This is a genomic window from Acaryochloris marina S15 (assembly GCF_018336915.1).
GTDB classification, from domain to species: domain Bacteria; phylum Cyanobacteriota; class Cyanobacteriia; order Thermosynechococcales; family Thermosynechococcaceae; genus Acaryochloris; species Acaryochloris marina_A.
In genome coordinates this window covers 4701356-4728015 of record NZ_CP064923.1, presented here as the reverse complement: position 1 = coordinate 4728015, position 26660 = coordinate 4701356, and the positions used below count along the sequence as shown (strand labels likewise).

Annotated in this window: 29 protein-coding genes; 17 read left to right on the top strand and 12 right to left on the bottom strand. The window is 47.1% G+C overall.

Annotation, left to right across the window (positions count from 1 at the left end):
• The first annotated feature begins 172 nt into the window (after positions 1 to 172).
• Positions 173 to 1564, top strand: a complete 1392-nt coding sequence (gene asnS / locus I1H34_RS21565; RefSeq protein ID WP_212662982.1) for an asparagine--tRNA ligase — start codon at positions 173 to 175, stop codon at positions 1562 to 1564.
• 92 nt (positions 1565 to 1656) lie between these two features.
• On the opposite strand, the gene I1H34_RS21560 is transcribed toward asnS, so the two are convergent.
• A complete protein-coding gene (locus tag I1H34_RS21560; RefSeq protein WP_212662981.1) occupies positions 1657 to 3207 on the bottom strand; it encodes a mechanosensitive ion channel in 1551 nt (516 codons plus the stop codon).
• A 450-nt stretch (positions 3208 to 3657) separates the two neighbouring features.
• On the opposite strand from I1H34_RS21560, the gene I1H34_RS21555 reads away from it, so the two are divergent.
• Positions 3658 to 4599, top strand: a complete 942-nt coding sequence (locus tag I1H34_RS21555; protein ID WP_212662980.1) for an aldo/keto reductase — start codon at positions 3658 to 3660, stop codon at positions 4597 to 4599.
• A 15-nt stretch (positions 4600 to 4614) separates the two neighbouring features.
• Here I1H34_RS21555 and murQ read toward each other — a convergent pair whose 3' ends face one another.
• Together murQ and I1H34_RS21545 are read right to left on the bottom strand one after the other, a co-directional pair.
• A complete protein-coding gene (gene murQ, locus I1H34_RS21550; RefSeq protein ID WP_212662979.1) occupies positions 4615 to 5544 on the bottom strand; it encodes an N-acetylmuramic acid 6-phosphate etherase in 930 nt (309 codons plus the stop codon).
• A 75-nt stretch (positions 5545 to 5619) separates the two neighbouring features.
• Entirely contained in the window at positions 5620 to 6210 is a 591-nt protein-coding gene (locus tag I1H34_RS21545; protein ID WP_212662978.1) for a Uma2 family endonuclease, read from the bottom strand.
• 349 nt (positions 6211 to 6559) lie between these two features.
• On the opposite strand from I1H34_RS21545, the gene I1H34_RS21540 reads away from it, so the two are divergent.
• A complete protein-coding gene (locus I1H34_RS21540) occupies positions 6560 to 7468 on the top strand; it encodes a PRC-barrel domain-containing protein (RefSeq protein WP_212662977.1) in 909 nt (302 codons plus the stop codon).
• A gap of 26 nt (positions 7469 to 7494) precedes the next feature.
• Positions 7495 to 8790, top strand: coding sequence for a glutamate-5-semialdehyde dehydrogenase (locus I1H34_RS21535; protein WP_212662976.1), 1296 nt, complete (start codon positions 7495 to 7497; stop codon positions 8788 to 8790).
• A gap of 78 nt (positions 8791 to 8868) precedes the next feature.
• Here I1H34_RS21535 and I1H34_RS21530 read toward each other — a convergent pair whose 3' ends face one another.
• On the bottom strand, positions 8869 to 9558 hold the full coding sequence (locus I1H34_RS21530; protein ID WP_212662975.1) for a Bax inhibitor-1/YccA family protein: 690 nt from the start codon (positions 9556 to 9558) through the stop codon (positions 8869 to 8871).
• Positions 9559 to 9711: 153 nt separating this feature from the next.
• On the opposite strand from I1H34_RS21530, the gene I1H34_RS21525 reads away from it, so the two are divergent.
• On the top strand, positions 9712 to 10206 hold the full coding sequence (locus I1H34_RS21525; RefSeq protein WP_212662974.1) for a GNAT family N-acetyltransferase: 495 nt from the start codon (positions 9712 to 9714) through the stop codon (positions 10204 to 10206).
• 198 nt (positions 10207 to 10404) lie between these two features.
• Complete coding sequence (locus I1H34_RS21520) at positions 10405 to 11424, top strand: sirohydrochlorin chelatase (RefSeq protein WP_212662973.1); 1020 nt, start codon at positions 10405 to 10407, stop codon at positions 11422 to 11424.
• On the opposite strand, the gene I1H34_RS21515 is transcribed toward I1H34_RS21520, so the two are convergent.
• Positions 11421 to 12341: a class I SAM-dependent methyltransferase gene (locus I1H34_RS21515; RefSeq protein WP_212662972.1), complete on the bottom strand. Its 921-nt coding sequence runs from the start codon at positions 12339 to 12341 to the stop codon at positions 11421 to 11423. The genes I1H34_RS21520 and I1H34_RS21515 overlap by 4 nt on opposite strands.
• Before the next feature lie 38 nt (positions 12342 to 12379).
• On the opposite strand from I1H34_RS21515, the gene I1H34_RS21510 reads away from it, so the two are divergent.
• From I1H34_RS21510 to I1H34_RS21495, 4 genes are read left to right on the top strand one after another with little or no spacing between them, the layout of a single operon-like run.
• Positions 12380 to 13192, top strand: coding sequence for a hypothetical protein (locus I1H34_RS21510; RefSeq protein ID WP_212662971.1), 813 nt, complete (start codon positions 12380 to 12382; stop codon positions 13190 to 13192).
• Entirely contained in the window at positions 13189 to 13656 is a 468-nt protein-coding gene (locus I1H34_RS21505) for a hypothetical protein (protein WP_212662970.1), read from the top strand. Before I1H34_RS21510 ends, I1H34_RS21505 begins: the two co-directional genes overlap by 4 nt.
• A gap of 21 nt (positions 13657 to 13677) precedes the next feature.
• Positions 13678 to 13977 carry a hypothetical protein gene (locus I1H34_RS21500; RefSeq protein WP_212662969.1) on the top strand — a complete coding sequence of 100 codons (300 nt, stop codon included), beginning with the start codon at positions 13678 to 13680 and terminating at the stop codon, positions 13975 to 13977.
• Positions 13978 to 14010: 33 nt separating this feature from the next.
• Positions 14011 to 14718: an HAD family hydrolase gene (locus tag I1H34_RS21495; RefSeq protein WP_212662968.1), complete on the top strand. Its 708-nt coding sequence runs from the start codon at positions 14011 to 14013 to the stop codon at positions 14716 to 14718.
• A 121-nt stretch (positions 14719 to 14839) separates the two neighbouring features.
• On the opposite strand, the gene I1H34_RS21490 is transcribed toward I1H34_RS21495, so the two are convergent.
• From I1H34_RS21490 to I1H34_RS21480, 3 genes are all read right to left on the bottom strand, one after another.
• The gene (locus I1H34_RS21490) at positions 14840 to 15307 is read right to left on the bottom strand and encodes a DUF29 domain-containing protein (RefSeq protein ID WP_212662967.1); all 468 of its coding nucleotides are present in this window, start codon (positions 15305 to 15307) and stop codon (positions 14840 to 14842) included.
• Positions 15308 to 15372: 65 nt separating this feature from the next.
• A complete protein-coding gene (gene crtD / locus I1H34_RS21485; RefSeq protein ID WP_212662966.1) occupies positions 15373 to 16896 on the bottom strand; it encodes a C-3',4' desaturase CrtD in 1524 nt (507 codons plus the stop codon).
• 83 nt (positions 16897 to 16979) lie between these two features.
• Positions 16980 to 17498: a pentapeptide repeat-containing protein gene (locus I1H34_RS21480; RefSeq protein WP_249369473.1), complete on the bottom strand. Its 519-nt coding sequence runs from the start codon at positions 17496 to 17498 to the stop codon at positions 16980 to 16982.
• A 375-nt stretch (positions 17499 to 17873) separates the two neighbouring features.
• On the opposite strand from I1H34_RS21480, the gene I1H34_RS21475 reads away from it, so the two are divergent.
• Positions 17874 to 18215, top strand: a complete 342-nt coding sequence (locus tag I1H34_RS21475; RefSeq protein ID WP_212662965.1) for an antibiotic biosynthesis monooxygenase family protein — start codon at positions 17874 to 17876, stop codon at positions 18213 to 18215.
• Between the two features lie 224 nt (positions 18216 to 18439).
• Here I1H34_RS21475 and I1H34_RS21470 read toward each other — a convergent pair whose 3' ends face one another.
• The 4 genes from I1H34_RS21470 to I1H34_RS21455 all read right to left on the bottom strand — a co-directional run bounded on the left by I1H34_RS21470 (position 18440) and on the right by I1H34_RS21455 (position 21470).
• Complete coding sequence (locus tag I1H34_RS21470; RefSeq protein WP_212662964.1) at positions 18440 to 19018, bottom strand: hypothetical protein; 579 nt, start codon at positions 19016 to 19018, stop codon at positions 18440 to 18442.
• A complete protein-coding gene (locus I1H34_RS21465; protein ID WP_212662963.1) occupies positions 18993 to 20213 on the bottom strand; it encodes an urease accessory protein UreH domain-containing protein in 1221 nt (406 codons plus the stop codon). Before I1H34_RS21465 ends, I1H34_RS21470 begins: the two co-directional genes overlap by 26 nt.
• Positions 20214 to 20216: 3 nt before the next feature.
• Positions 20217 to 20702, bottom strand: coding sequence for a hypothetical protein (locus I1H34_RS21460; RefSeq protein ID WP_249369471.1), 486 nt, complete (start codon positions 20700 to 20702; stop codon positions 20217 to 20219).
• A 177-nt stretch (positions 20703 to 20879) separates the two neighbouring features.
• On the bottom strand, positions 20880 to 21470 hold the full coding sequence (locus I1H34_RS21455) for a macro domain-containing protein (RefSeq protein ID WP_212662962.1): 591 nt from the start codon (positions 21468 to 21470) through the stop codon (positions 20880 to 20882).
• A gap of 146 nt (positions 21471 to 21616) precedes the next feature.
• On the opposite strand from I1H34_RS21455, the gene I1H34_RS21450 reads away from it, so the two are divergent.
• The 6 genes from I1H34_RS21450 (at position 21617) to I1H34_RS21425 (ending at position 26341) form a co-directional block, all read left to right on the top strand.
• Positions 21617 to 22177 (top strand): class I SAM-dependent methyltransferase, encoded by a 561-nt coding sequence (locus I1H34_RS21450; RefSeq protein ID WP_212662961.1) that lies wholly within the window; start codon positions 21617 to 21619, stop codon positions 22175 to 22177.
• A 537-nt stretch (positions 22178 to 22714) separates the two neighbouring features.
• A complete protein-coding gene (locus I1H34_RS21445; protein WP_212662960.1) occupies positions 22715 to 23536 on the top strand; it encodes a hypothetical protein in 822 nt (273 codons plus the stop codon).
• 223 nt (positions 23537 to 23759) lie between these two features.
• Positions 23760 to 24179 carry a BlaI/MecI/CopY family transcriptional regulator gene (locus I1H34_RS21440; RefSeq protein WP_212662959.1) on the top strand — a complete coding sequence of 140 codons (420 nt, stop codon included), beginning with the start codon at positions 23760 to 23762 and terminating at the stop codon, positions 24177 to 24179.
• The gene (locus I1H34_RS21435) at positions 24179 to 25039 is read left to right on the top strand and encodes a M56 family metallopeptidase (RefSeq protein ID WP_212662958.1); all 861 of its coding nucleotides are present in this window, start codon (positions 24179 to 24181) and stop codon (positions 25037 to 25039) included. The genes I1H34_RS21440 and I1H34_RS21435 overlap by 1 nt, the downstream gene beginning before the upstream one ends.
• A gap of 136 nt (positions 25040 to 25175) precedes the next feature.
• A complete protein-coding gene (locus I1H34_RS21430) occupies positions 25176 to 25463 on the top strand; it encodes a hypothetical protein (protein WP_212662957.1) in 288 nt (95 codons plus the stop codon).
• Positions 25463 to 26341 carry a multinuclear nonheme iron-dependent oxidase gene (locus tag I1H34_RS21425; protein ID WP_212662956.1) on the top strand — a complete coding sequence of 293 codons (879 nt, stop codon included), beginning with the start codon at positions 25463 to 25465 and terminating at the stop codon, positions 26339 to 26341. The genes I1H34_RS21430 and I1H34_RS21425 overlap by 1 nt, the downstream gene beginning before the upstream one ends.
• Positions 26342 to 26660 lie beyond the last annotated feature (319 nt).

Sequence of the window (26660 nt, the reverse complement as noted above, 5' to 3'; positions counted from 1 at the left end):
AGTAGCACTAATGTGACATAGAGACAGTTGTTCTGGCAATTTTCTCTGCTGGTTGAGTTGAAGATAACCCATATTTCTGGGGATTGATTGAAGTTGGTGTCAGGATACAGACCACAGTATTCGCAGATTAGACTGATGACAGTGTTGGTAATAAACAAAGTGGCATTTCTGCATGGAAGTTAGACGAATTATTGAGTTGCTTCGTCACGGGCAGCCGGGCGATAGCATTAAGGTTCAAGCTTGGGTTCGCACAAAACGAGAGCTGAAAGAGTTTGCATTCTTAGAGGTGAATGATGGGTCATCGTTACAGGGACTGCAAGTGGTGGTCAACCAGGACTTGCCAGAATATGAGCAGACTCTAAAGCGATTGAATACGGGTTCTTCTGTGTCTATTGAGGGAGAATTAGTTGCATCACAAGGAAAAAATCAGCGGATTGAGCTGATCGCAAATGCAGTTCAAGTGTGGGGAACTGCAGATTTAGAGACCTATCCACTCCAGAAAAAGCGACATTCTTTTGAGTTTTTACGGACGATTGCCCACTTGCGATCGCGGACCAATACCTTAGGGGCAGTCTTCCGAATTCGCAATGCCTGTTCTCAAGCTATTCATCAATTTTTCCAAGAACGGGACTTTATGTGGATCCACACCCCCATTATCACGGCTAGTGACTGTGAAGGAGCGGGGGAGCAATTAGCTGTCACTAGCCTCAATCTGCAACAGGTGCCGCTGGCTGAAGACCAAACAGTTGATTACAGTCAGGACTTTTTTGGTAAACCGACCTATTTGACGGTGAGCGGTCAGTTAGAAGGTGAGATTATGGCCTCTGCCTTCTGTAATGTTTATACCTTTGGTCCGACCTTTAGAGCAGAAAATTCCAATACCTCTAGGCACTTAGCAGAATTCTGGATGGTGGAACCGGAGGTGGCATTCTGTGATTTACAGGGGGATATGGATCTGGCAGAAGCTTTTCTCAAATATGTTTTCAAATCGGTATTAGAGAAATGTCCTGAAGACTTTGAGTTTTTTAATCTGCGGATTGATAAATCTGTTTTAGAGACTGCAGACAAAATCATCAACAGTGAGTTTGAGCGGATTACCTACACCGAAGCCATTCATCAATTAGAGAAAGCCAGTCGCAAGTTTGAGTTCCCGGTGGAGTGGGGGCTGGACTTGCAGTCAGAGCATGAACGGTATTTATCGGAAGATCTGTTCAAAAAGCCTGTCATTGTCACCGACTACCCGAAGCAGATCAAAGCTTTTTATATGCGGATGAATGATGATGATAAAACGGTAGCTGCAATGGATGTGCTGGTTCCTAAAATTGGTGAGATTATTGGTGGCTCTCAGCGAGAAGAGCGTCTTGACCTATTGGAGCAACGCATCATAGCTCAAGGACTGCCTGTAGAAGATTATTGGTGGTACCTCGATCTTCGCCGCTATGGCACCGTTCCTCATGCTGGCTTTGGTCTGGGCTTTGAACGGTTAGTTCAGTTTATGACGGGGATGGCGAATATTCGGGATGTGATTCCGTTTCCGCGTACACCCTTGAATGCTGATTTTTGATGGTAGGTAGTGATATTAGAAAAGCCACTCTGAAATCAATCAGAGTGGCTTTTCTAGATTTGAGGAAGGACTAAATAAGAATTTCGAGTTTACTAGCGTTTTGACTCAAAGCTATTCAGCCACTTACGAACTTGTTCTCCAGCAATGTCCATGCCGCCAAAGCCAAAGGCTAGCGCTAGGGCCACAGCAATGGCACCGAGTAATAGGCCAAAGGCGAGATTGACAATATTGGTAGCAATGCCCATTTGTTGTAAAGCCATAGCCGAGACTAAAGCAATAATGGCAACTCGAGCAGCTTGAGCAACCATACGAGATTGGGCGCCGCCGGAGCTCGAAACGATGTTAAAGGTCATATTGGCTAGGTAGAGGCCAATGCCAAAGACTAATACACCTACTAACACCTGACCTAAGATGCTCAGTAGTCCAGAAATCATTCCCGTTAAGGGTTGAAATTCAAGAACATCTGTGGCAGGGATCAGGAACACTAGAATAGTGGCGACTAAAACAACAATCCCAGCAATTTCTGAGGGAGTTTTATGGGAGGACGTATTAATCGGGCCATCTTCAGAAATGCTGTCTGTGGGCTCTTGAGCTGCTTGTAGTCCCAATATTTGGAAAATGTTATTGAAACCGAAGTTGGCAAGCAAACCGGCAACCAAATCGCCGAGAATTTTACCAAGGACGTAGGCAACTCCTAAAATGACTGCGGCTGTGAAGATGAGAGGAATAGCTCCGAGAACATCTCCCAGCATTTCTACAGCAGGCTCAGAGATGGCTGCTATCCCTAACGCTTGAAAAGCAGAGATTCCAAATGGGATAAGGATGAATACGTAGACAACACTACCAGCCAAGGTGGAAAGGCTTTGACCGCCAATGGCCTGAGTTAAGCCCAGTTGTTGGCCCCATCGATCTGCACCACTTGCTGAAAACAAGTTCGTGACAATCATGCGAACAATACGGGCAACGAACCAGCCCGCTACACCGATCAGAACAGCTCCCAAGACATTGGGTAAAACTGCCAAAATATCTTGAACCATTGCCTGTACAGGCTGTAATGGTCCTTGTAGTTTTAGGGTTTCTAAAATTGGGAGTAGGAACAGCAGGAAGATAAACCAGTAAATGGTGCTACCTAATGTTTCGCTGATGGATACAGGCTGCTGTCCACTGGCATCTGACGGACCAGAGGCCGAATTTAATCGCTCATCAACTGATAAGGACTGTAGGATTCGGACGACTACTATTTTGGCGACAGTCGCTAGGATCCAAGCCACCCCCATCAGTGCAATGGCACCACCAATTTGAGGTAAATACCCCAAAATCTTATTCAGAAGGTTGGTGAGGGGGTCAGAGATGGTGGTAAGTTGCAACGACTGCAAAAAACCGACCACTGCAAATAGCATTACGATCCAAAAAGCGATCGAAGCGAGCAGTTTTTCGACGTTGGCTGCTGCGCGCGAGTCGTCAGTTCCTGAGAACCAACGGGCAATACGGTTATCGATATCTGTTTTGGAGAGAAGGGCTTGTACAAACCACTTAACGAAATAGGCGACAATTACACCAATAATCAGAAAAGCGGCTGCCCCAAGCAAATTGGGAATCGCTTTCCCCAATTCTTGTGTGATTGTATTTAAGAAGGCATCCATTGATTTCTAGCTCTAAGTCCAATATCTGCAATAGGGAACCATTTGGAACCTGGTTCAAGAAAATTTTCGCTATGCCATTTTATGTACAAAGCAAACATATTTTGTTTGCTAATGCTGACTATTTATAACAGACTATTTCAGACTTACCATAATCCTTCATTGCCCGAAGCGATAAAGTCTTAATAAAGCCTTTGGATCTTATTTGCTATTGTCTTGTCACTTATAGTCTAAAGCCTTTGATATATATGCTTTGCACTTATGTATAGCTATTTTCTTTATGCATGAAGAAAAAAATCTAAAATAGTTGCCTTCATCTGAGTATTAGTAATAAAAAGTTAAATCTAGGCCCTACTTACGGCTTGAGATTCTTGTTGATGAAGCCATTAAAGTACTCCTCTCTAAAGTTATTGTTATTAAACTAGAAGTAGAAATATTAAGAAGTGTTTACTAATGGCAACTAAACAACTCGGCCCTAATGGACCTCTGGTGTCAGCTGTGGGCATTGGCACTTGGTCTTGGGGCGATCGGATCTTTTGGGGCTATGGCGATCAGTATGGTGAAACTGAGGTCGCTGATGCGTTTCAATCTGCAATCCAGGCTGGCATTACTTTGTTTGATACGGCTGAAATATATGGATGGGGAGAGTCTGAGCGATTGTTAGGTAAGTTCCACCAGGACTGTCAGCGTCCTGTTTGTCTGGCGACTAAGTATGGCCCAGTGCCCTGGCGCTTGAGTGAAGAGGCAGTTCTTCAGGCTGTGAAGGAAAGCCTGCAGCGGTTACAGGTGGATGTGATTGATTTGTATCAGGTGCATTGGCCGTTTAATTTTTTTATGAGTTTTGAGACTCTATTTCAGGCGTTAGCTAAGGCGGTTAATCAGGGATTGATTAAAACGGTTGGTGTCAGCAACTACAGCCCTAAGCAAATGCAGACTGCTCATGCTTTGCTGGCGGATCAAGGGGTGCCCCTTGCTGTGAATCAGGTGCGATATTCCTTGATTACTCGTCAGGTGGAGAGTCAGGGTTTGATGGCTAAAGCTAGGGAGTTGGAAGTCACGATCTTGGCCTATAGTCCTCTGGCTCAAGGGTTACTGACGGGTAAATATACGCCCGAACAGCTTCCAACAGGTGCCCGCAAAGCCGATCAGCGCTTCAAACCTGAGGGATTACGCAAATTGGCCCCAGTCACCCATTTGCTTCGTCAATTCGCTGAAGTTCATGACAAGACGATGGCGCAAGTGGCGTTGAATTGGTTAATCGCTCAAGAGGGTGTCATCCCCATTCCTGGGGCGAAAACCGCTCAGCAAGCGATAGAAAATGCGGGGGCTTTGGGATGGTCCTTAACTCCTGAAGAGGTGACTGCTTTAGAGGAAGCGAGCCGTCCCTGGTTGTAGGTGGAGTTAGTAGCGCTAAGGTGCAGACTGGCTTTGAACCGCTTGCCGTAGGTTGCCGTGATGCTGGTCTAAAAGAGCTTGGCCCTGATCGGCGGAGAGTCCTGTCCAATGGACGAGTAGGGCTAGTTTTACTTTGCGATCGCATCTCCCTAACAACTCGGCAGCCTGCTCTCGGGGTAGCTCTGTTAGATCAGCAATAATCCGCAAAGCTCGATCTTCTAACTTACTGTTAGTGACGGAGACATCCACCATTCGATTGCCATAGACTTTGCCAATCTGGACCATCGCTCCTGTAGAGATTATATTTAGGGCTAATTTGGTGACACTGCCTGCCTTAAGGCGAGTGGATCCAGCCAGAATTTCGGGTCCAACCAGTAACCGCACGTCAATATCCACATCAATGGTGAATTGATCGCTTGGAACGCAGGCCATAAAAACGGTGGTGGCACCTCGTTCATTGGCTGCGTGCAAAGCACCACGAACAAAGGGGGTTGTCCCGCCAGCGGTAATCCCCACGACTACATCTGTTTCGCAGACATTGCGATCTGCGATGGCAGCCGCACCATCATCGGCTCGATCTTCTAAAGCTTCTGAACTTTTGACTAAGGCAGCCTGACCTCCCGCCAAGATTCCCTGGACCATTTCTGGAGGTGTACAAAAGGTGGGGGGACATTCGGCAGCATCTAAGACCCCTAAACGACCACTCGTTCCGGCCCCGACATAAAATAACCGTCCGCCTTGTTGCAAAGCCTGCGCCGCTTTCTCAACGGCGGCGGCTAAAGGCTCACGAGCGGCAGCAATTGCGCTGATCAGCTGCTGGTCTTCCTGATTGAATAAATCAACTAGCTCTAACGCGGTCAACTGATCGAGATTGCGGCTGTTGGGATTAATCTGTTCGGTCAGAAGATGTCCACGTTGGCTCAAAGGCTGAGGAGTAGAAGTCAAGGGAATTACCTGAGATCGTCATACTTAAGCGGTCACCTCGACTCTACCCCTAGAAGGCATATCCTGAAAGATGCGTTAGAAAATCGGGGATAAATCTAAGATAAAGTCTTGTAGAACGGACTCACCAGAGAGTTGGGCTGGAGCTTGGACCCTTTCAACGACCTGGTTGGGGCGATAGATTTCAACGGTCTGCTGTTTGGGATCTATCAGCCAGCCCAACCGCGCACCATTTTCTATATACTCTTGCAGTTTGGCCTGTAGAGGTGCCAAAGCATCACTCGCTGACCGCAGCTCAACCACAAAATCGGGACAGAGGGGGACAAATCGTTCCTGTTCGGAGGACGTTAAGGTTTCCCAGCGCTCAATGGTCATCCAAGAGGCATCAGGAGAGCGAGTGGCTCCATTGGGCAGCTGGAATCCGGTACTGGAATCAAAAGACTTCCCTTGGCGAGTTTGACGATTCCAGGCTCTTAGTTGAAATGTTATGTCGGCATTGCGATCGCCTGTTAACCCACCTGTTGGGGGCATAATGATCAACTCTCCTAGGGAGGTGCGTTCAAACCTTAAATCGCTATTGTCCTGGCATAGTTGAAAAAATTGCTCATCACTCAGGTTAATGCGGAGGGTTAAGGCGGACGCTATAGGGGGGGGAGCTATGCTGACCATAATCTTTAGTTGGAGGTCTCAGCTAACGCTAGATATCTGACCTTAATATAGCTGGCGTGATCAAGCAGCCTGCGGCAGACACTATAAATCAAAAGACGTTTGGGGCTAGTTCTGCTCCATCACAGTCTTAACCCATCATGATCTCTGGGAGGCATAAACCTTGATTAGCAATGGTCTTGGGGTGATATCAACACCTTGGAAGAGAGGTGCCCTCTTCCTAAAGGCACTAAAATGAAGTGGTCAGGGTGTAAAAATGTACCGTGTGCGATAGTTTTTGTGACATTGTAAAGGTACGATTAACAACATTTACCCCACCCAAAAACTCAAGAATTCGGCTCAGGATTCACGCATGGCAATATCTGAACAAGTTCAACAACGCGCTGACTTTATCGGTACTCAAGTCATTACTCGCAGTACAGGTAAAAAACTTGGTGTGATTACCCAGCTTTGGGTGGATGTCGATCAGCGGGAAGTCGCCGTTGTTGGTTTGCGGAATACCCTGGTTACTGGGGATGAGCGCTACATGTATCTCAGTAATATTCGGCAGATTGGAGATGTGATCCTGGTCGATGATGAGACCGCGATTGAAGAAATAGATACCTTTGACTTCAGTACCTTAATTAATAATGAAGTGATCACCGAAGCTGGAGAACTTTTGGGCAAAGTCCGAGGGTTTAAGTTTGATACCAGCACCGGTGAAATTACCTCTTTGGTGATTGCATCGATTGGAGTACCACTCATCCCCTCTCAGGTGTTGAGTACTTATGAATTGCCCGTAGAAGAAATTGTCAGCACAGGGCCAGAGCGCTTGATCGTCTTTGAAGGAGCTGAAGAGCGCCTCAACCAGCTGACAGTAGGTCTTCTGGAGCGAATGGGATTAGGGATTCCGCCTTGGGAACTCAGCGATGAAGAAGACTATATCCCTAAGACGGCTTCTACCACGAACCAGCTTGGCCCTGGGGAGCCCACGACAGCCTATGCACCAGCCCGTCAATCTGCGCCTACACAGCAAGCCTGGCAAACAGAAGCCTGGGAAGCGGAACCCGTGCCTGTAGAACGTCAAGAAGCGGCACCACAGCAGCAATATGCGTATCAAGAAGAAGATAACTGGAGTGAGGGTGGGTCTTCTACGCCGCCAGCCCCTTCAGAACCGAAATATGAGCGGGAAGGGGATGTTTGGGACGATGATTACGAGCCCCAAGAGCTAAAAATCCCGGAACCCCAAAAAATTGCTGAGTATGAACGCGAAGATTTTTAAAACCCTGTCGTTAAACAACTAAAACTGTGACTGTCCTAACGAATTCTCTTACTGAGGTTGCTCAACAAACTCGACAAGCGGCTATTCATCTGGCAGGGGCTTCTACAGAAACGAAAAACCAAGCGTTAGAAGCTGTCGCCCAGGCTTTAGAAGCAGCAACGCCAGAGATTTTAGAAGCAAACGTTCGTGATTGTCAGCAAGCTAAAGAAGCAGGAATTGCGAATGCCCTTTACGCTCGGTTAAAGCTAGATGCCACCAAGCTCAAAGGTGCGATTGCAGGCGTACGCAGCGTCGCGAATCTTGAAGATCCTGTCGGGACCGTTCAACTCAAGCGCGAGTTAGATACGGGGTTAGTGTTGAGCCGGGTGAGCTGTCCTTTGGGCGTGCTAGGGGTCATTTTTGAAGCTCGGCCGGATGCTGTGATGCAAATTGCAGCCCTGGCGATTAAGTCTGGAAATGGCGTTCTGCTTAAAGGAGGCCAAGAAGCTCTGCATTCTTGCCAGGCTTTGGTGAAAGCTATTCAGCATGGACTATCCAATACAGCTGTTTCACCTAATGTGGTGGCGTTATTGACTAGTCGGGAAGAAACTCTCGAATTGTTGAATCTTGATCAGGATGTAAACCTGATTATTCCTCGTGGCTCTAATGATTTTGTCCGGTTTGTGCAGGAAAATACCCGCATTCCCGTGTTAGGCCATGCGGAAGGGATTTGTCATCTGTATGTGGATCAGGCGGCGAAGCTGGACCAGGCGGTAGAGATTGCCGTGGATTCGAAGATCCAATATCCAGCGGCCTGTAATGCAGTGGAAACGATTTTGGTGCATGATGAGATCGCACCCCAATACCTCCCTCAACTAACAGCAGCTTTACAGGAAAATCAAGTCAAAGTTTTAGGTGACTCCAAGACGCAAGGGATGGTAGATGTGGCTCCCGCATCAGATGCTGATTGGGCTACAGAATATGGTGATTTGATTGTATCTATCAAGGTGGTGGCCTCCTTAGAAGAGGCCATTGCTCACATCAATCAGTATGGCTCGGGACATACGGATGCCATTGCTACTGAAGATGCCCAAGCGGCGGCTGTCTTTATGAACCAAGTGGATGCCGCAGGTGTGTTCCACAACTGCTCGACCCGATTTGCCGATGGCTTTCGCTATGGATTTGGTGCGGAAGTGGGCATTAGCACGCAGCGGATGCCACCCAGAGGGCCCGTTGGTCTGGAAGGATTAGTCACCTACAAATATCAGCTCAAAGGCCAAGGCCAGATTGTAGCGACCTATGCCGGGTCAGATGCTCGCCCGTTTACCCACAAAGACCTTTAAGTTTACCCCTATTCAATAAGCATCATCGGGACAAGATTATCGTCCTGATGATGCCTTGATGTGGCGGATAGAGCTGGGTTAGCGGCGAGATGACGTGGCCATGACGATTCGGAGAATGTACCAAAACAGCAGAGCGACAGAAGCGAATAACTCCAAGGATGCAGCCACATAATGTCTGGTGGAATAGTGCTTCATCACCTTAGAGGTGTCATACAAAATCGCCGCTGAAGCAAACACCACCATCAAGACGGAGAAGAATAACCCCAGGGAGAAGCCGAAGATATAACTGCAAGCGATCAGCCCCAGAGCGACAAAGCTACCAATTTTAAGGATGCCACCGAGAAAGGTGAAATCTGTTCGGGTTGTAAATGCGATCGCAGTCAGTCCCCCAAACATGGTGAGGGTTAAGATTGCGGCGGTAGGAATGACGTTAGGGTCGGAAAAAGCGGCTGCAATGTAAAGTAAGGGGGCAAAAATCAAGGCTTGGGCAACTACATAAATGCCTAGCCCTGCGTACTGAGTACCCACCTCATCCGCTTTGGCCACTAGTCCTCGAGACATCCAGCCGAGTAGTGAGAATGCACCTAAAATTAACAGCCAGCTAAAACGACTTCCCGCGACAAATTGGAATATTGCTTCAGCAATCCCCAATTGGAACAGCAGAAATTCAACGACAATAAAAGCACCAATGGCCCCTGCTAGGTGTAGATAGGTTTTTTGAATAAAAATGGCGCGTTCAGATGGGCGTGACTGGGCAACGCTTAACATGATTTGTATCCTCGACAAAAAGCAGTATGAAGAGTCCTGCTATACGTCCAGTTTAAGCTACCCATAAATCAATTGCCTGGAAGTTGCCGTTAGCTTGCGGCGTATTACCTTGCGGCCAATACCAGACTTGAACCAATGTGTATGGGGATGAAAGTGGACTTACAAAGTGTAGAGGTTAGCATTTCTCCCATCCCCATAACCGAAAGGATGGTGCTGGCCAATTTAATGCAGTTGTATTGCTACGATTTAAGTGAGTTTAATGATGATGTCATTAATGAGTCAGGACTATTTGCTGAGTATCCTTACTTCGATGCTTATTGGACTGAATCAGAGCGCTTCCCTTTCTTTATCAGGCTCGGTCTACAACGAGTTGGATTTGCTTTAGTTCGAGAATTAGCCGTGAACCAGTATGCGATTGCTGAATTTTTTGTGGCTCGGAAGTATCATCGGTTAGGGGTTGGTAAACAGGCTGCTTTGCAACTATTTCAGCGATTCCCGGCAGAATGGCATATTGCTCAACAAGCAGCCAATATCCCAAGTCAGCAATTCTGGAGAACGGTTATTGCCGAATATACCAATGGGAGTTACCAGGAAGTTTTCAACGAGAGCCAGCCCAAAGGACCAAAACAGATTTTCAATGGAACCTAAATCCTACTGGGCGATCTTAAAAGAATGCTGTGACTGTCCCGGACTGGAGGGTTGAGTTTGTATGGTAGACAGTGGGCAAATGCCCAGGTCCGATCAAACCATTCTGTTAACGACCTATTCTTAAACCCATAAGATTGCTTCGTCATCTCGTGGGGGATCTTCAGTTAAAGCTTGTAATTCACAGGCAGGGAGTCTTTTATGTCTATTGCTTATACCCCGGACTTGGTGGTCAGACCTGCCCCCCTTAGTTTGCCAACCGCCAATGACTTGGCACCACTACCTCTTCAGCGGCCCTTACTAATGATTGGCCATGGCACTCGTAATGAAAGTGGCAGACAATGCTTTCTAGATTTTGCAACCCTTTACCAGGAACTCGATCGATCACGACCTGTGTTCCCCTGCTTCTTAGAACTAACGGGTCCCAGTATTCAAGAAGTCGTCGATCACTGTGTTGAGCAAGGCTATACCGAACTGTCGGCCCTGCCCATCTTGTTATTTGCCGCCCGCCATAACAAATTCGATGTCACCAATGAACTAGACTTGGCTCGCAAGCGCCATCCTAATCTGAAATATCACTATGGTCGTCATTTCGGCATTACGCCTGGAATTCTAGACCTGTGGAAACAGCGATTAGAACTCCTGGACTCTCCCGAGCATAATCCCCAGGGCATTTCCCGCGAAGAGACTGTCCTGCTATTTGTCGGCCGGGGCTCCAGTGATCCTGATGCCAATAGTGATGTCAGTAAAATGGCTCGGATCCTATGGGAGGGCAGTGGCTATCAAACCGTGGAGACCTGCTTTATTGGCATTACCCATCCCCGGTTAGAAGAAGGATTTCGGCGAGCACGACTGTACCAGCCGAAACGAATTGTTGTGGTGCCCTATTTCTTGTTTACAGGCACTTTGGTAGAAAAGATTTTTGATATCTCGACTCAGCAACAAGCAGCCCATTCTGATATTCAGATTACCTGCCTACCCGAAATGGGTCTGCATCCAGCCCTAGTACAGGTCTTGCGCCAGCGCGAACTGGAAACCCAGTTGGGACAGGTTCAAATGAATTGTGAACTCTGCAAGTTCCGGCTCGCAGCGCTCAATGGTGAAGAACCCCATAGCCACAGCCATGATCATGGTCATGGGCACGATCATAGCCACGGTCATGCCACTATCAATGTGGATAAAGAAGCGGATTATCATAATCGCATTTGGCAAGTGCCTTAAACAGAGGTGGTTTGTAACGGTTTAAGGGTTGGCTCACCTGGAAAAGTAGGGCATGTCCCCACAGTCAGTTGGTGAATCCAGCCTAGATATCGGGTGCTGACATTTTCAAAGCCAGCTTCGGTCGTCCAGTCCTGAATGCTCTCTTTGGCATAAACCGTGGAATAGGGTTCTCGGAAAAGTCGAATTAGCCAGTCTGCATGGCGGAGGCGCTTTTGATTGCCGTCCAAAATAATTAGTTGCCCACCCGGTTGCAGCAATCGGCGACATTCTTGCAAGACCAAGCGAGAAATGTGTGGGGGCATTTCATGGAACACCATGCAAAGGGTTATCACATCAAAGCTGTGAGCTTCTAGATCTGTAGTTTCAGCTAAGCCGTGGAGCCAGTGGATATTGAGCTGAGCCTTTTGGCTTTTGTGTTGGGCATGACACAACATATAGGGTGATAAATCTAAGCCAATGACTTCAGCTTGGGGGTAAGCGGCTTTGAGTATCAAGGTCATGGAACCCGTCCCACAGCCTAAATCGAGAATTCGTTGAGGCTGACCCTGAATAGATGTCAGTACTTGCTGTCGAAGGCGAGTTTCACTGGGGGGAGAGGCAAAGGCGGTAACGGCGTCGTAGGTGACAGCAGCTTCTTTGCAGAGATAGCCCCCTTCCACTCCATGAAAGTTGGAGATACGGTAGTACTGGGGGTAGGTTAGGTCTGGATTGCGGAGGGCATGACATCCTGCTTCCCAGTCATAGGTATCGTATTGTTTCTGATTGTCAGCACCGATTAGGATGCGTACAAACCCTTTCACACAGATTTGCCATAGTGCCTGAGGTACCGTTGTCTTCAAAATCTTGGGGTTGTCGTCTACAGTGAAGTGAGTCAATCGGTGGGCTGATAGGTCAGTACAGGTTAGAGCTGAGTCCACACCGTTAGCAGGCCGTCCAGATTGCACTCTTGCTCACCATGATAAAACCAACTCGCTCCCCTTTCTATCAAGCGGCAGAGGATTCACTTTTGTCAGGGGCAGGGGGCAGTCAACCCCCTCTCCCCTATCGGTCAATCCCATTGCGGGGGGCTTCGGTTGCCTTTGTTGGTGAATTCGATGCTCCGTTGGATACCTTACAGGCTTTCTGTGAGCGGTTTGAAGCGGAGGTTGTGGCGGATCTTGAAGAGGAAACCACCCTTTTAGTGGTGGGCAACCATGGCCCAACTATAGAAACTAGTGCCACAGTCTGTTCAGAACCAGAGTTGTTAAATCTGACCGATTGGGTACCGGTATCTTTCCCCGCGTTGCTTGATCGCCTCATTACAGAAGGATTTGATATTACCTATCGCGCGAATGAAGGGGATGGATTTCAGATGACTTTTCAGTGCCCCACAGAGAACACTGAACTATCCTCAGCTCTACTAGCTTATGCAAGACAGTCAGAGGTTGTTCAACGCATTATGGCAGATGCCCCCCGTCGCTACTCCGCCCGACAATTAGCTAAGGTTTCAGCAGATTTTGCGCTTTTAGATCCCCAAGATCCTAATCATGGCTGGTATCAGTTTCTGGAGGTGTCTGAGTTTGTCTGGGATATTGATGCGATTAGCGATCGCATTATTGTCTCAGGTTTGTCATTACTCAAAACAATGCAGGCTTGTGTAGGGGATATTGCTGTTCTCGCCATTCATGATCAGGCATTAGAAAATAGTGTGGATGCAGTTCATATAATTGGAGGGCTGGATCCGCAAGGACAGCTCATTGGTTTGATCTTGCATCGGGTATGGACATGATGACTCAACTGCAATGTATCCCTGCTTCCATGTGGGGTTGGAATTATGGAATTGAGACATCTCAAGGAACCGCTATGGTGGAATTCAAGGTGATGAAGGATGAAGGTGAAATTGTCCTCCCCCAGACGAGCTACTCTATTGAGCATCCCATGCTGTCTGGAGAATGGATGTTGAAACAAGTCACCGATGGCAAGGATTCAATGGTTGCTCGGGCCCGGAAGCCGAATCCTCTGAGACGAAAACTTGAGCTAACCTTTGGGACTAAAAAACTATTTTTACAGGCCGTTTCACCTTTTCGGCGCGAATTCCAAATTCGTCAAGAGAGTCAGATCTTGGGTCGCATTCGTCCAGACAGTTTTTCGTCGAGACAAGCCACGATTGAGGTAGATGCCCCGTTGGATCTGAGGATTCAATTGTTTCTGTTCTGGCTAACCGTGATGCTTTGGCGTCAAGGAGCTTCGTAAATAATCCACTACTGAGAAGCTATGAAAAAGTTTTACCCAGTCATCAAAGTTCTTTCCCCTATCCTGATTTGTGCGGCGATTGGCGTGGAAATATGGACGCTATATGCGCTGCAGACAGGAAGTCCGTTACCCCCTCTGCCCATTGGGCTACTTTGGTTTGGACGATTTGCCCTGACAGCCCATGCTGTTGAAGGGGTGGTGGCGAGTCTATTCGCCAAGTCTCGCGAGCAATCCCCAATTCCTTATGGGCTATACACGTTTTTTGTCGGTACGGTGGGTTTACTGGAACTATTGGAACAACCAGCTTCTACCAATCTCTAGACTCACTAGAGGTGATAATCGTCTCACTGAACCATGGCTGCACACGACCTAGATAAGATCAAAGTCATTTCTTTTGATGGCGATATGACTTTGTGGGATTTTGAGAAAGTCATGCATCATTCTCTAGCTCTCACGCTCCAGGAATTGAGACGTCACGTTCCTGATCGAGCTACAGCCCAGTTGACTGTAGACAAAATGATCGATATTCGCAATACAGTTGCAGCTGAGTTGAAAGGAACAACCGTTGATCTTGAACAAATAAGGCTAAAGGCTTTTCAACGAACATTGGAGTTGATTCATTGGGATGATCCAGCACTGGCGGCTGTCTTGAACCAGCTCTATCTAAAACATCGGTTTGAAGATGTCGAACTCTATCCTGATGCCATCCCTTGCTTAGATGCTCTCAAGGATCTCTTTGCCATTGGTCTGATCTCTAATGGGAATAGCGATCCAGAGCAGTGTGGCTTGTCTGGTTATTTTGATTTCGTAATTTTGTCTCAGGGTATTGGCGTCAAAAAGCCCCATGCCGAAATATTTCTGTCTGCTTGTGCACAAGTGGGTTGTGAACCTGAACAACTGATGCATATTGGCGATTCTTTAGAGTCAGATGTTGCAGGGGCTAATGGAGTTGGAGCTATCTCAGTGTGGCTCAATCGACAGGGAAAGCGTAATACATCAGATACTGTCCCCGCCTTTGAGATCCGTTCTCTACTTGAAGTGACAAAGATCGCTGAAAGGTAGCAGTAAGACGAAAAAGTAACGCTAGGTTTTTTGAGTTGGTTGCGAAGAACAGATTATTGGACCTCTTACTCCATGATTCTCTGTTAGCTCTGTAATGACTGACCCACTCAACGAACTTGCTCTAGTCTTTGTCTGGTAAAAACTCCCCATTCAGGGCTTGTTCTATTGAATAGGGGCACTCCGTTGGAAAAGTGGCTAGAAGTAGGCCAGTTTCATCAGCGGCTTGTAATCTTGCTTCCGTATAGCAATCCTCATATTCTTGCTGGAGATAAGCATTCAGACTAGGAGATTCTTTGAGGATGCGGGCGATTCGTCGTCGGTGTTCTCGAATGGAGCCGCGCCAACTAGCAGATCGTTGCTCTGGTTGAAATTGCCATTTGAGTAAGTGAAGCAGCACAATTTCCAAATTGCTACAGAGTGCACGCCGATCGCGTTTCCCCAAGTCTTCCACCTCTTCAATCAGGTTCTCAATGTCCAGTTCGTCAAATTTTCCCTGCTGTAATAGCAAGGTGGCTTGAGTGATCCATTGGGCGAAATCAGCGTTGTAAAGTTGTTGATGGGATGTGGTGGGTCTCTGTAGGCTGGTCATATTGGCTACCGTCGCTCCCTATACTCTGACATATATAAGAGCGAAGGCAGAGAGAGCTGCAATGATTACTGCACCGAGAGCGTACCGTCCATTGCCATCAATTGATTGACGGCAGTCAAGGCAGAATAACTGACTCCTGCTGTGCCTTCGCCGGGATGAGTGGAATCCCCCACTAGCCATAGCCGCTTGATTGGTGTTCGAGTTGCAAATCCAAAGGGGCCAAAGGTAGACAGGCGCTGACCGATGCCACCGACGATGCCTTGGCTGCGGCCTGTAAAGTGAGCAAAGGTTCTGGGAGTCGCTGCCTCCTGGTGAATGATAGTGTCTGGGGTGAGGTGAAAATATTGACTCAGGCGTGCGATCGCACCCTCAATATACGCTTGCTTCAACCCCTCATAATTCTCCGCCTTTTCCCATAACGTTGGATCCGTAAAGGAAGACGCGATGATGGTGGCTTTACCTTCTGGGGCGCGGCCATCCCCTGATCGGCTCACCGATACAAACAGAGAGTTATTTTCGCCAATGGGGCCGTCATAGTCATAGAGAAACTGCAGATGGGGCGGGCAATTGGCAGGAATTGCGTCTTCCTCTACCCCGAGATAAATCACAAAGGCCCCAGAGGAGGGCGGCAGTTTTTTGACTCGCTGTTGATATTGTCGAGGCGCATCCTCTCCCAGTAAGCGAACGAGATTTTGTACCGTCACATTCGCCACTACATGGTCCGCCGATTCCGTCCAAGTCTTACCTGTTTTTTGCTGACGGATTAATGCACCTAAAAATTCCTGGTTATGCACCTGGATTTGGTCAACGCTATGGCCCATATGCAGTTCACCCCCATGTTTTTTCAGGGCTTCGACGATGCGATCGCTGAGCACCTGCATACTGCCATGCAAATGAAACAAGCCTTGGGGCGCTTGTGATACCCCTAGCGCCGTGGCGGCATACAGTAAAGCGGTCTGATCGGCATTGACCTGGGAATAAAGCTTGAGTTGGAGGTCTAAAAAGGTTTTTAAGCGGCGTTGATTGCCTAGGCCCGTTAGTCGGAGGAGTTGACCCACCGTCGTAAATAGATGAGGCACGGTTAGTAAGGTATCGGGGCGAACCGCTTGTAAAAGCTGCCATCCATCCCAAAGATTACGGGGAGGAATGACTGGATCGCGGGATTGAAACCCCCAGTTGTAACGAAACAGGTTTGCTAGGAGCTGCCAAAACCTATCACTACCGGGGAATTGTTTTTCCCGTTCTGCCTGCCATTGGTTTGGGTCTCGCCAGACGGAGATGGGTTCAGTTTCTCCGGGCAAAAAGACTGCACAAGCCGGATCGCAATGGCTGGCGGTTGGAATCTCAACCCCCAATTCCTGAAAGATCCGATGATGGATGCCGCCGGGTTCTAAACCCGCTACTTGGGTTGCCCCCACATCAAAGGTAAAACCCCGCCGTTTAAAAGTAGAGGCACAGCCTCCTGGTACCCAGGCTTGATCAAAGACTTTGACACGATAACCTCGCTTCGCCAACAATGCCCCTGCTGTTAAGCCGCCAATGCCTGCACCAATAACAACGACAGCAGTTTCATGAGGTGACTTAGACATGGGGGAGAGATAGGCGTGTTACATTTCTTAATGAAATTATAACCTTAACTTTCCCCTGTCAGGGTGCTGACTCTAATGGAAGATTATGAACATTGCCAGCCCCAGTGCCTCTCTCTCAGCCCTCTCTCTTTTTGTTCGCTGGAGTTGGCCAGTGTTTCTGCTGTCCATAGCTTCATTCCTGCAAGGACTGGATTGAAGGAAGGGCTAAATTGAGTATCTTCACTGTAGAGAGCACCCTTTAAGTTCGCATCTTGGAATAAACAATCCATCAGATTGGTATCGCGGAGATCTGTGCCAATCAATTGAGCTTTGTGGAGATTCGCTCCCTGAAGATTGGCCCCCATCAAGTAGGCATGAGATAAATTAGCCCGCTGTAAATGGGTCTGCTGCAACGAAGCCATTTCTAAGTGGCTGCGGTAGAGATAACATTCCCGCATATTCGCCTGGTCTAAGCATCCAGAGGTCAGAATCGATCGTTGGAGATTAGCCCGCTGTAGGCTGGCTGCCTGCAAATTTACGGCTGTTAAATCTAGGTGTTTGAGGACCACGCCATCCAAGTGAACCCCGACTAGATCTATGCCGCGAAAAGATGTTTGACCCATCAGGCATAGGTCTAAAAATGGCAGTCCTTTGCTCAAAAATGAGTCTAAGAGATTGATATTCATCAATTCTGAGTTAAAAGCAGTGAGGATGTCTAAGTTTCAGCATTCCCGACTGGCAATATTTTATTTCTCAAGATAAATAAAGTTTATGATTGTGAGCAAAAAGATGAATAAATATGAACGGCTAGGGGCAATTAAATCCCTAGCACTTCCTTAGATGTTGTTTAAGTTCCCCAGTATTGGTCAGGTCACCTTCTACCCTATGGGTATGGATCAATCCTCAGCCAGGACAGGCAGATTGATCAACGATTGGGGTTCGTTTTGTTACCCCAAAACCCTAGCCAAATTTCTCCCAAATGGCGGAAGGAGTAAACAATGTCAGACTTTCAGGATTGTTTGAAGCGGCGGTTTGCATCAGTAGCGATTGGTGAGTTCAAACCGGGTAAATTTGCAGAGGTTCGACACCTGTATGAACAAGCGATCTCAACTTATTCTGATGGCTTTGAAGGAGCCTATCTGTTCCAAGAACCCGGCACAGACAAAGGCGTATCGGTCATTCTCTGGGACAACTTAGAAGATATGGAAGCCCATGAGGGTGAAGAACAAAAAGCCATTATCAATCAAATGGCTCCTTATTTCTCAGAGCCGCCTAAAGTCTCTGTCTATGAACTCGTTTGTAAAATTGACCCGAATGAGACCCCAAAATCAGGCACATAAGGGGTGTGGTTATAACAACGGAGTCATTCAGTCTTCCGTATAGGGCTGAGGGGATTCATGCAGCCTATGCTGCAGAGTTTTAGTTGAGCAACAAGTCATCTTCACGCAGCTATCATTCCTCTTTACCCAGATTTTGTGGAAGCTCTATGAGAAGGGGTAAGTGTTTTCTTGATTCAGTTTGATGACGAGAGGGATCAGGGAGGGGGATGATCTCAATTGGCTATTTACTGTTTTTTGCGTAGCCAAAGAACCAGCATCAACAGACTGAGTCCTGCGCCAATACTAATGCTGAGCCATGCAATCTTGGGTAGACCTGATTGCGATGAAGATTGGGGAGGATCTGTCGGCTGGGCCGGAGAAGACGGTTGAGGGTTGCTTCCCTTGGCGACTGTGACTGGAAAACTAAACTGAAACGGTTGGAATGCGTCACCCGTTTGCGGCTGGCCTTGAATGCTTAATTGGTAAGCACCCGGTTTGGGAAAAGTTACATCAGCGCCCGGAATATTTTGGTATTGCTCTGCGGAGATGGCGGTTAAGGGAGGTTGAGAAATCGCCTGCCCATTTTCCTCGGAAATGACCTGAAATTTACAATCGCATTGGGAGAGAGGAATCGTGCGGCCTCCCTTTTGGGTGAGGACAAACCAGACTTGGGCAGGTTCTCCCGCCCGTGGGTTGTGATCGGGTTCTAAGTGGAAGGTGACCGCAACGGATCCGGAGGCTTTGACGGTGTGAGCCTGTCCTGGTCCGCTCCATAACCCAATCGCTAAGATGGCTAAACTACTGCAGTGGAGAAGACGCACCATAAAATTTCTCTAGTGAAAACAAGGCCCAGACCCAGCGGCAGCGCAGGAGTAAGACGAGGAGGATTGTAGTTGAGATCGCAACGGTCCTGCCTAAATGTACGCCTGTCCATTCCAGCCCCCCTAAATAATGGGATCCGATCATCACAGTATGGCCGCCTGCTAAGAGGAGAGCCGGGATACTCAGGAGATGGAGCCGTCGCCAATGGGGGCCTAATCGTTTAACCATCCAGTTGGTACTGGTGGTGGCTAAGGGAGTGAGCAAGGTCAAAGCAACGATACCTGCCCAGAGGCCCGCTTGATGGAGGGGCAGCATAAAGGGAAGGGCTGTGAGAGACCACTGAAAAGAATGGTCGAGAACCCGCAATACATGGATCAGCGACAGCACAAAAGCTCCGACCCCTAACAACCGACGATAGTGCAGTGGGGCCGACCATACAGGCTGGATGGGACGGGCCAGTAGGGCCAACATCAATAACAGCAAGGCGGTATGGCTACTGTAGTCCTGCATCTCTCCAGTTCTGAGGACGGTCAGTAACCCAATGATCAGCATCAGCCAGCCCCCTACCTGAAAGAGTTGGCTACGTCGATCCTGGCTGAGAACGGCAGTAGAAAAACCGACGCCTAATAAGGTTGGCATCGTTCCCAAACCGAAACATAGCATCGTGGCACTTCCTAGTAACAAGTCCCCTGTGGCAGCGGCTTTGATTTGGGCGGCATACAGAAAGCCACAGGGAATTAATCCCCAGACCATGCCTAGCAAAGCAGGAGTCCACCAATGGGGATGATGAGCTAGCCCCACCATGGCTCGGTTGAAACGCTCATGCAGCCCCAATTTCAGTAATGGATGTGGCAATGGTAATTTAGGTAACCAGTCGGGGCGAATTTGCCGAATTCCCAGCCAGATCAACAAAATACCCATCAAAAAAGCAATGCTCCGACGCAGGATACTATCGATACCTGCTAGTTCTCCACCCACAGCCAGGACAGAACTGAGGGCACCAATGGCTGCCCCGATTAGGCCATAGCTCAAAATTCGTCCTAGATTGAGTAGAAAGTGAAACGTCAGCTGTTGTTGCCAAGTTCTGGATTCACCTGAGGTCAAGGCAAAGCTGGCTGCTAATGGTCCACACATACCGACGCAATGGCCAAAGCTGCCTACAAATCCCAGGACGGCGACAAGCAACAGGTCTAGCATTTCTTAAGGCTGGGGCGCAACCTGAATCACTTCAGTGTCGCTGATGGGCTGTCCTCGATGGACGAGGGATTCATGCCCGTTACTGTTGAGGGTGACTTTGAGAGTGTTAGAGCCAGATGGTAACTCAGAGAGGTAATACCAGTTGCCGTAGAGGCGAGTTACTTTTTTATCATTGATATATAAGTGGGCATGGCCTTCAGAAGTTTTGCTGGCAGCGTTGACTTGAGCTGGGGCAAAGTTGAAATTAGTGACTTTTAGTTCTAGATTCCAGCCTTGGACCTGATCGGGATGAACGACTAACTCAACGGTGGGGGTGGCTTGATTGGCAGAAATTTCTAGTTGTTTGTGGTGGTGATGTTGGGTTTGGCTCTGATCGGCTGATGAAATGGTTTGGGGTTGAGTATGGTGGGATTGCACGATTCGGGGTGTCACCAATACCCCAACGCTTATATAAGTGGCCAGTAAAGCCCATCTTCGAACAGAAGTCATAACCAGATTCCCCAGAGAATAGAAATGCGATCGCAAGTCAAAACCAACCTGCAATTTTACTAGCAAATAATTTGCCCAATCTATCCTGAGCGACCCTTTCTGGAAAAGTCAAAAGACAACCTGTCGTATTGAGCATCTACGCCCTGCTTGCAACCATATCTCAGGGAATGGGGATACTTAACCTTCCCAAATTTGCAGTTGCCGGGATGCTGCAACGAAGCAATTCAACATTTTGGGTGGATAGAGAAAGTGGTCATAGGCGACAGCCATCTGCCGAGCGGCTTCGTGATAGGGAACTCGACCAATCCCTGTTCCCAAACCAGGACAGGCAATACTTTCTATGGGTCTATGGGACTGTTGATTATGCTGCCGAACGGCTAACAACATGGCCCACATGGCGCTGTAAGGAATATCTGTTCCTTTGATGATCATGGGCACCCGCATGGTTGGGGTGTGAGCTAGGTAAGGATGTTGAGGATGCCCAGTTTCGACAATCATGGATGTGCCAATGGGCTGTTCTCCCAAATACGTTTCTAGGATTTGGGATTTAACTTTCCATTCCAGATCCACTCCAAAAAATTTCGTGATAGCGGCGTCCATGCCGCCATCCATCATGCCGAAGGAGTTGGCAGGACTCACCAGGCAGTCAAACTCGGTCAACCACTCAAAATAATTATGAACGACTTCAACGTTGGGTAAATGCTCGAAGGATTCGCAAAACGCCTCGTACAGCTCAACTGCAGGCGCTACAAGGATTAATTTTGTCAACTAAAAGCTCCATAGGGCTTGAGTCTAGCAAGCCAGAGCAGCAGCGTCAATTTCGCAATGGGTCGCTTCATTACTACCTTGTTTTTGGGTAGCGCGTATCGTGTGAGAAGTCTTACTATGTCATTCTCCTAGGGAGATTCTCAAAAATGGCAGATTTGCGACTCAATCTGGGATGCGGTGCTAAACAGTTGGCTGGTTATATCAATGTTGATCGGTTTGGCACGCCTGATGTGCGCTTTGACCTAGAGACGTTTCCTTATCCTTGGGAGGATAACAGTGTTTCTGAAATTGAATTACACCATGTTTTAGAGCATCTGGGCCAGCAAACCGACGTTTATTTGAAAATAATCCAGGAACTCTACCGTGTTTGCCAGCCAAAAGCGACGGTGCATATTACAGTGCCCCATCATCGCAGTGATCGTTTCTTTCATGACCCAACCCATGTTCGTCCGATCACACCTGTAGGATTGAGTATGTTCTCGAAACGGCTCAATCGAGAATGGCAGGAAAGTGGAAAAGCTTTTACCCTGCTAGCACTGTATTTAGATGTCGATTTTGAGTTGACGCATTGTTCCTACACTCCCAGTGAAGTCTGGGTTGAGCGGTATCCCAACCATGTCTCTGATGAAAAGCTACTGCTGAAAGAAAGTGAAGTCTATAGCAATTTAATTCGAGATGTAGACATGGTTTTGACGGCAATTAAATAGATTAGAGTGATAGTCAATGTCTGTGTTGATATTCCATTGAGATAATATGGTGTTGGACTGATTGTCTTGGAAGTTGATGCGGCAAGTTTTTTCTAGTATCGTGATTGCAAAATAATCGTAAATTACTCTAGTAAAATATGAACAGCAGTATATACAATACGATCGCAAGTAATATTTATGAAATTCGATTAGCCACATAATCTTAATGATGATTGGTCTCATGAAGATGCCAAATAATCAAGTCGTTAAATATATTCTGACTAAAATTTTTCAATGACTCTGAGAATCTTGAATAACGGTAGAATTTCGTCTTATTCTTATCTCAGGATTTTGTATATAAGAATCATTGAATAATGATTCCAACTCCAATATAGTTAGTAGATTTTTTGCAATATTCGTTTCATGATGTGTTATTTACTCAATAAATGTAAATGCTACGATCTGACTTGGATTTTTAATCCTCTACATATCATTAGCTGAATTATGTAATAGATCTAGTAAAGAAGTAAGCTTGTATTATAGGTAATATAATTTTGAATGAATTGTGAAGAATCTCTGTTTACGGAAGAGTTAGAAATACTATTTGATCTTATTGATAAGGATTTTAAGTCTTACCAATATAAGGAAGAGGAAGAGGAAGATAAAAAGGATAATAAAATAAATTTTTGCATAGATTTATTTATGCAAAAAATAAGACTGGCATTTATGCATTTAAGCCAAAAAGACTTCAGGCGGAGGTCTATTACTTATTTTGTAATATTTTTTATTTCATTGTCTATAGCATTAGCCAACCCGTTTTTGGAATTCAGGAAATTTTTTGCTTTCATTTGCTTGCTTGCAATATCCTTAGCAGCCATTTATCTGTTTTTGTTGGTATTGCGATGGGTGGTTGATAGCTTTCAAGCTTATGAGACTTATGAGGAACATATTTTCCTTATAAAAGAAAGATTGAAAAATATGTACAATACTCATAAATATCAAAATCCTATGACTTCTCTTGCATGGGAATCGAATGCATCAAGTATAAACACAAGAATTTTATGCATAGATATTGTTGTTGTAAGATTTGAAGAGTCAATAGAAATCATGAAAAGTCGGCAAAAATTGCTACAAAAAGCATCGATTTTTGTGGCAATTTTTATTGTACTTACAATTTACTTTGTTTTTAGATTCCCTAATATTGATATCATGAAATCTGAAGAAATACAGAGGGCTATTCCATATCTTCTTTTTGTTGTTTTGATAATTCAATCTTATTACTTTTCAATTGGGCAATCTCGAATCAAGTCATTTCAATTATCTTTGTCTTTTTTGAAAAGTCTTAAGCAGCTTGAAGAGGTAGAAAAACCTATAGACTAGCTTTTTGAAAAAAATTTCATGCCTATAGAATTATCAAACGATTGATACGTTTACCTGGCTTGTCAGACTTTTTTACCTTTAGACCTTATCGGAAATAGCTGGAAGCCTTACTGGGAAAGCGTTTTATTTTTGGAGAAAAATCGACCTCAAAGACTTACGACATAGACGTTTGAAGTTATTCTCACCCATTTTATTTCCGATAAGGTCTTTTATATCAAGCACTATGGCATCGCTCCCTGACTTTCGTCCCAAGCAGCTTTCTCTCGGTCCCTTAGAATTCGAAATTCTCAATTTGATTTGGGATTTGGGGACTGCCACCGTCAAACAGGTTCATGATCAGATTTTGGCCAACCCCGATCGCGAATTGGCCTATACCTCCGTCACCACTGTCCTCAATCGCCTCACTAAAAAGGGCTGGTTGGCTTGCGATAAGCAAAACCGTAGCTTTGTATGGCGTCCTCTGGTCTCGCGAGAACAGGCCAACTCCCTTTGGGCCTATGACCAGCTTCAGCAGTTTTTAGCAGTGGGAAATCCTGATACCGTTGCTGCTTTTGCCGATCACCTTGATCAGGCCAGCATCGAGCAGATAGAAGCGATCGCAGATAAGATACGGGCCGCTCGTAAAGCCAGGGAGGAACAGTAATGCATTTGTTCATGATCCTCAGCGCCTTGTCCCTGGTCTGGCTTTGTCGAACCTATGGCTATCGATGGCTGAAAGCCAAGAGAAATCAGTGGACTTGGGCAAAGCGATGGCAGGGTAATTTGTTAGTCTTTTTATGGTCACCGTTGTTGTTGTTAATGACTGCGATCGCAGTGTTATGGATGGGACCTCAAGGCCATATGGTTTGGGTCCAGGAAGGTTGGTGGAGTTATGGCTTAGCCATTGGTTTTGTGGGTATGGCAGTTGGCCTCAACCTCAGGCTCATCATCGAAGGTTGGGCTAGCTTACAGCGCATTCATGCTTGCCCTCAAACTCAGATTCAAGGCCATTGGGCCTACCAGGTTGATCATGTCTTACCTTATGCAGCTCAGGTGGGTTTTTGGCAGTCTGAATTAGTCATCACCCAGGGGTTATTGCAGACTCTATCTGCAGAGCAACTGACATCAGTCCTTGTGCACGAACAAGCCCATCAACAGTATCGCGATACGTTTTGGTTTTTCTGGTGGGGATGGCTCCGGCGGCTGACGGATTGGCTGCCCCATTCCACAGAACTTTGGCAAGAACTCTTGCTGCTTCGAGAATTACGAGCCGACCAGTGGGCCGCCCAGCAAGTCGATCCGTTGGTGTTGGCAGAATCCTTGCTGTTGATGGTTAATCCCTCTCCTGCAGACTTTTCGGAGAGTATTTGTGCTGCCATGCAGACGGCAACGGGCCATCGATTATCAGAGCGGATAGACGCCTTGCTTGCCCCGAGTGAGACGGCTCTCCCTGCCTATTCATGGACATGGAGTGGCTTATTAGTGACGGCTGCACCTTTGTTGACCATTCCTTTTCATTACTAGAACCATAGGGAATTCGATGGGATGCCAGACTGATCACGAGGGCAGACCTATGAGTTGCAAAAATTGAAACCAGGGACTGCAAGCCTGATTCATTGCTTAGCATGGAGTCATCTCAATAACTTTGGCCCAGTCTCCCATGAAAAAGTTCTCTGTCACCGCTGGTTTGACGGCATTTTTACTCTCTTTGGTCTCTCTGGCTGTTCAGGCGCGTCCTGCTGCCAATCAATGGTGGTTTCAGTCTGCCACTGTTGAACCCGAACCAGCGGTGTCAGGGGCAAAACCTGAAACACCCAGCACTCAGCCCACTTTAGTCACTGAAGCTGAACCTGTTCCCGAGACTCTAACTCCGGGAATGCAACCCCACGCCCCCTTTGATCCACGCCAGCTTCCCCATGAGCCTTGTCCCCCTTGCGGCATGGGCTAATGACGCCTCAGCTTGGTCTATCCTTGATGCCTCAGCCTAACTTTTGGCAGGCGGCTCAGCCTCTCTTTGATGCGGATGAGATAGACGTGGTGGAGTGGAGCTTTGATATGGGTTGGGGGGGTGTGGTACTGCCCGATCTGTTGTGTTCTGTTTTGCGGCAGTTTAGCCAGGGAAATGGACTGTTAGGGCATGGGGTAAGCTACTCGCTACTGTCTGCTCAACTGGATCGGCGACACTGGTTGGCTTGTCTGCAGGCAGAATGTCTGGACTATTCCTATCGGCATATCTCCGAGCATTTTGGCTGGATGGCGACTCGGAATTTTGCTCGCAGTGCGCCGTTGCCGATGCCTCTACTGCCAGAGACCCTGAAACTGGGATGCGATCGCATCCAGAAATTCGCAGATATCGCCCAAGTGCCCATCGGCTTAGAAAACCTCGCCTTTGCCTTTGGCCTCCAAGATGTCCGTCAACAAGGCGAGTTCCTAGATCAGCTCTTAGACCCCGTAGATGGCTTTCTCCTGCTGGATTTGCATAATCTCTACTGCCAAATGCACAACTTTCAGCTCTCAGCCACAGAAATCTTCAGCCTCTATCCCCTCGAAAGAGTACGAGAACTTCACCTGTCGGGTGGATCCTGGAGTCACCATGGCACGGCAACGATTCGACGTGATACCCATGATCAGGCGGTTCCAGAGCCAGTCTTTGAACTCTTAAAACTGGCCCTTCAACAGTGTCCCCAGGTCGAAACCGTTATTTTGGAACGTATGGGCAATACGCTGAACTCCAAGCAAGAGCAACTTCAATTTCGACGAGACTTTGCCCATATTCGGCAGATCATAAATCACGTTTCTCACGCTGCGGAAGCAGGAGGGGAATGATGCCAGAGCAAGACCTCGCTGATTTTCAAGCCTATTTGCTAGAGACTCTATCTACGCAAGACAATTCTGAGATAATCCTTTCTCAACTCAGTTCACAGCCTTTAGATGAAGGTTTAACAAGCTATATCAGCACGTTTGACCCCAATATGGTGGATATCGCTGCTACCTTGATAAAAAAATGGGGCAGAAAAATCCACCATCATTTCACTAATCAAAGCTTTTGAGGGTTGGAAATTTGTTAAAGAAAAGGAGTTGTGCTCAAAGCCTACCTTGAAAAAATTCTCTCTTGAGAGTTTTTGTTCGTATCTCCCTATTATTG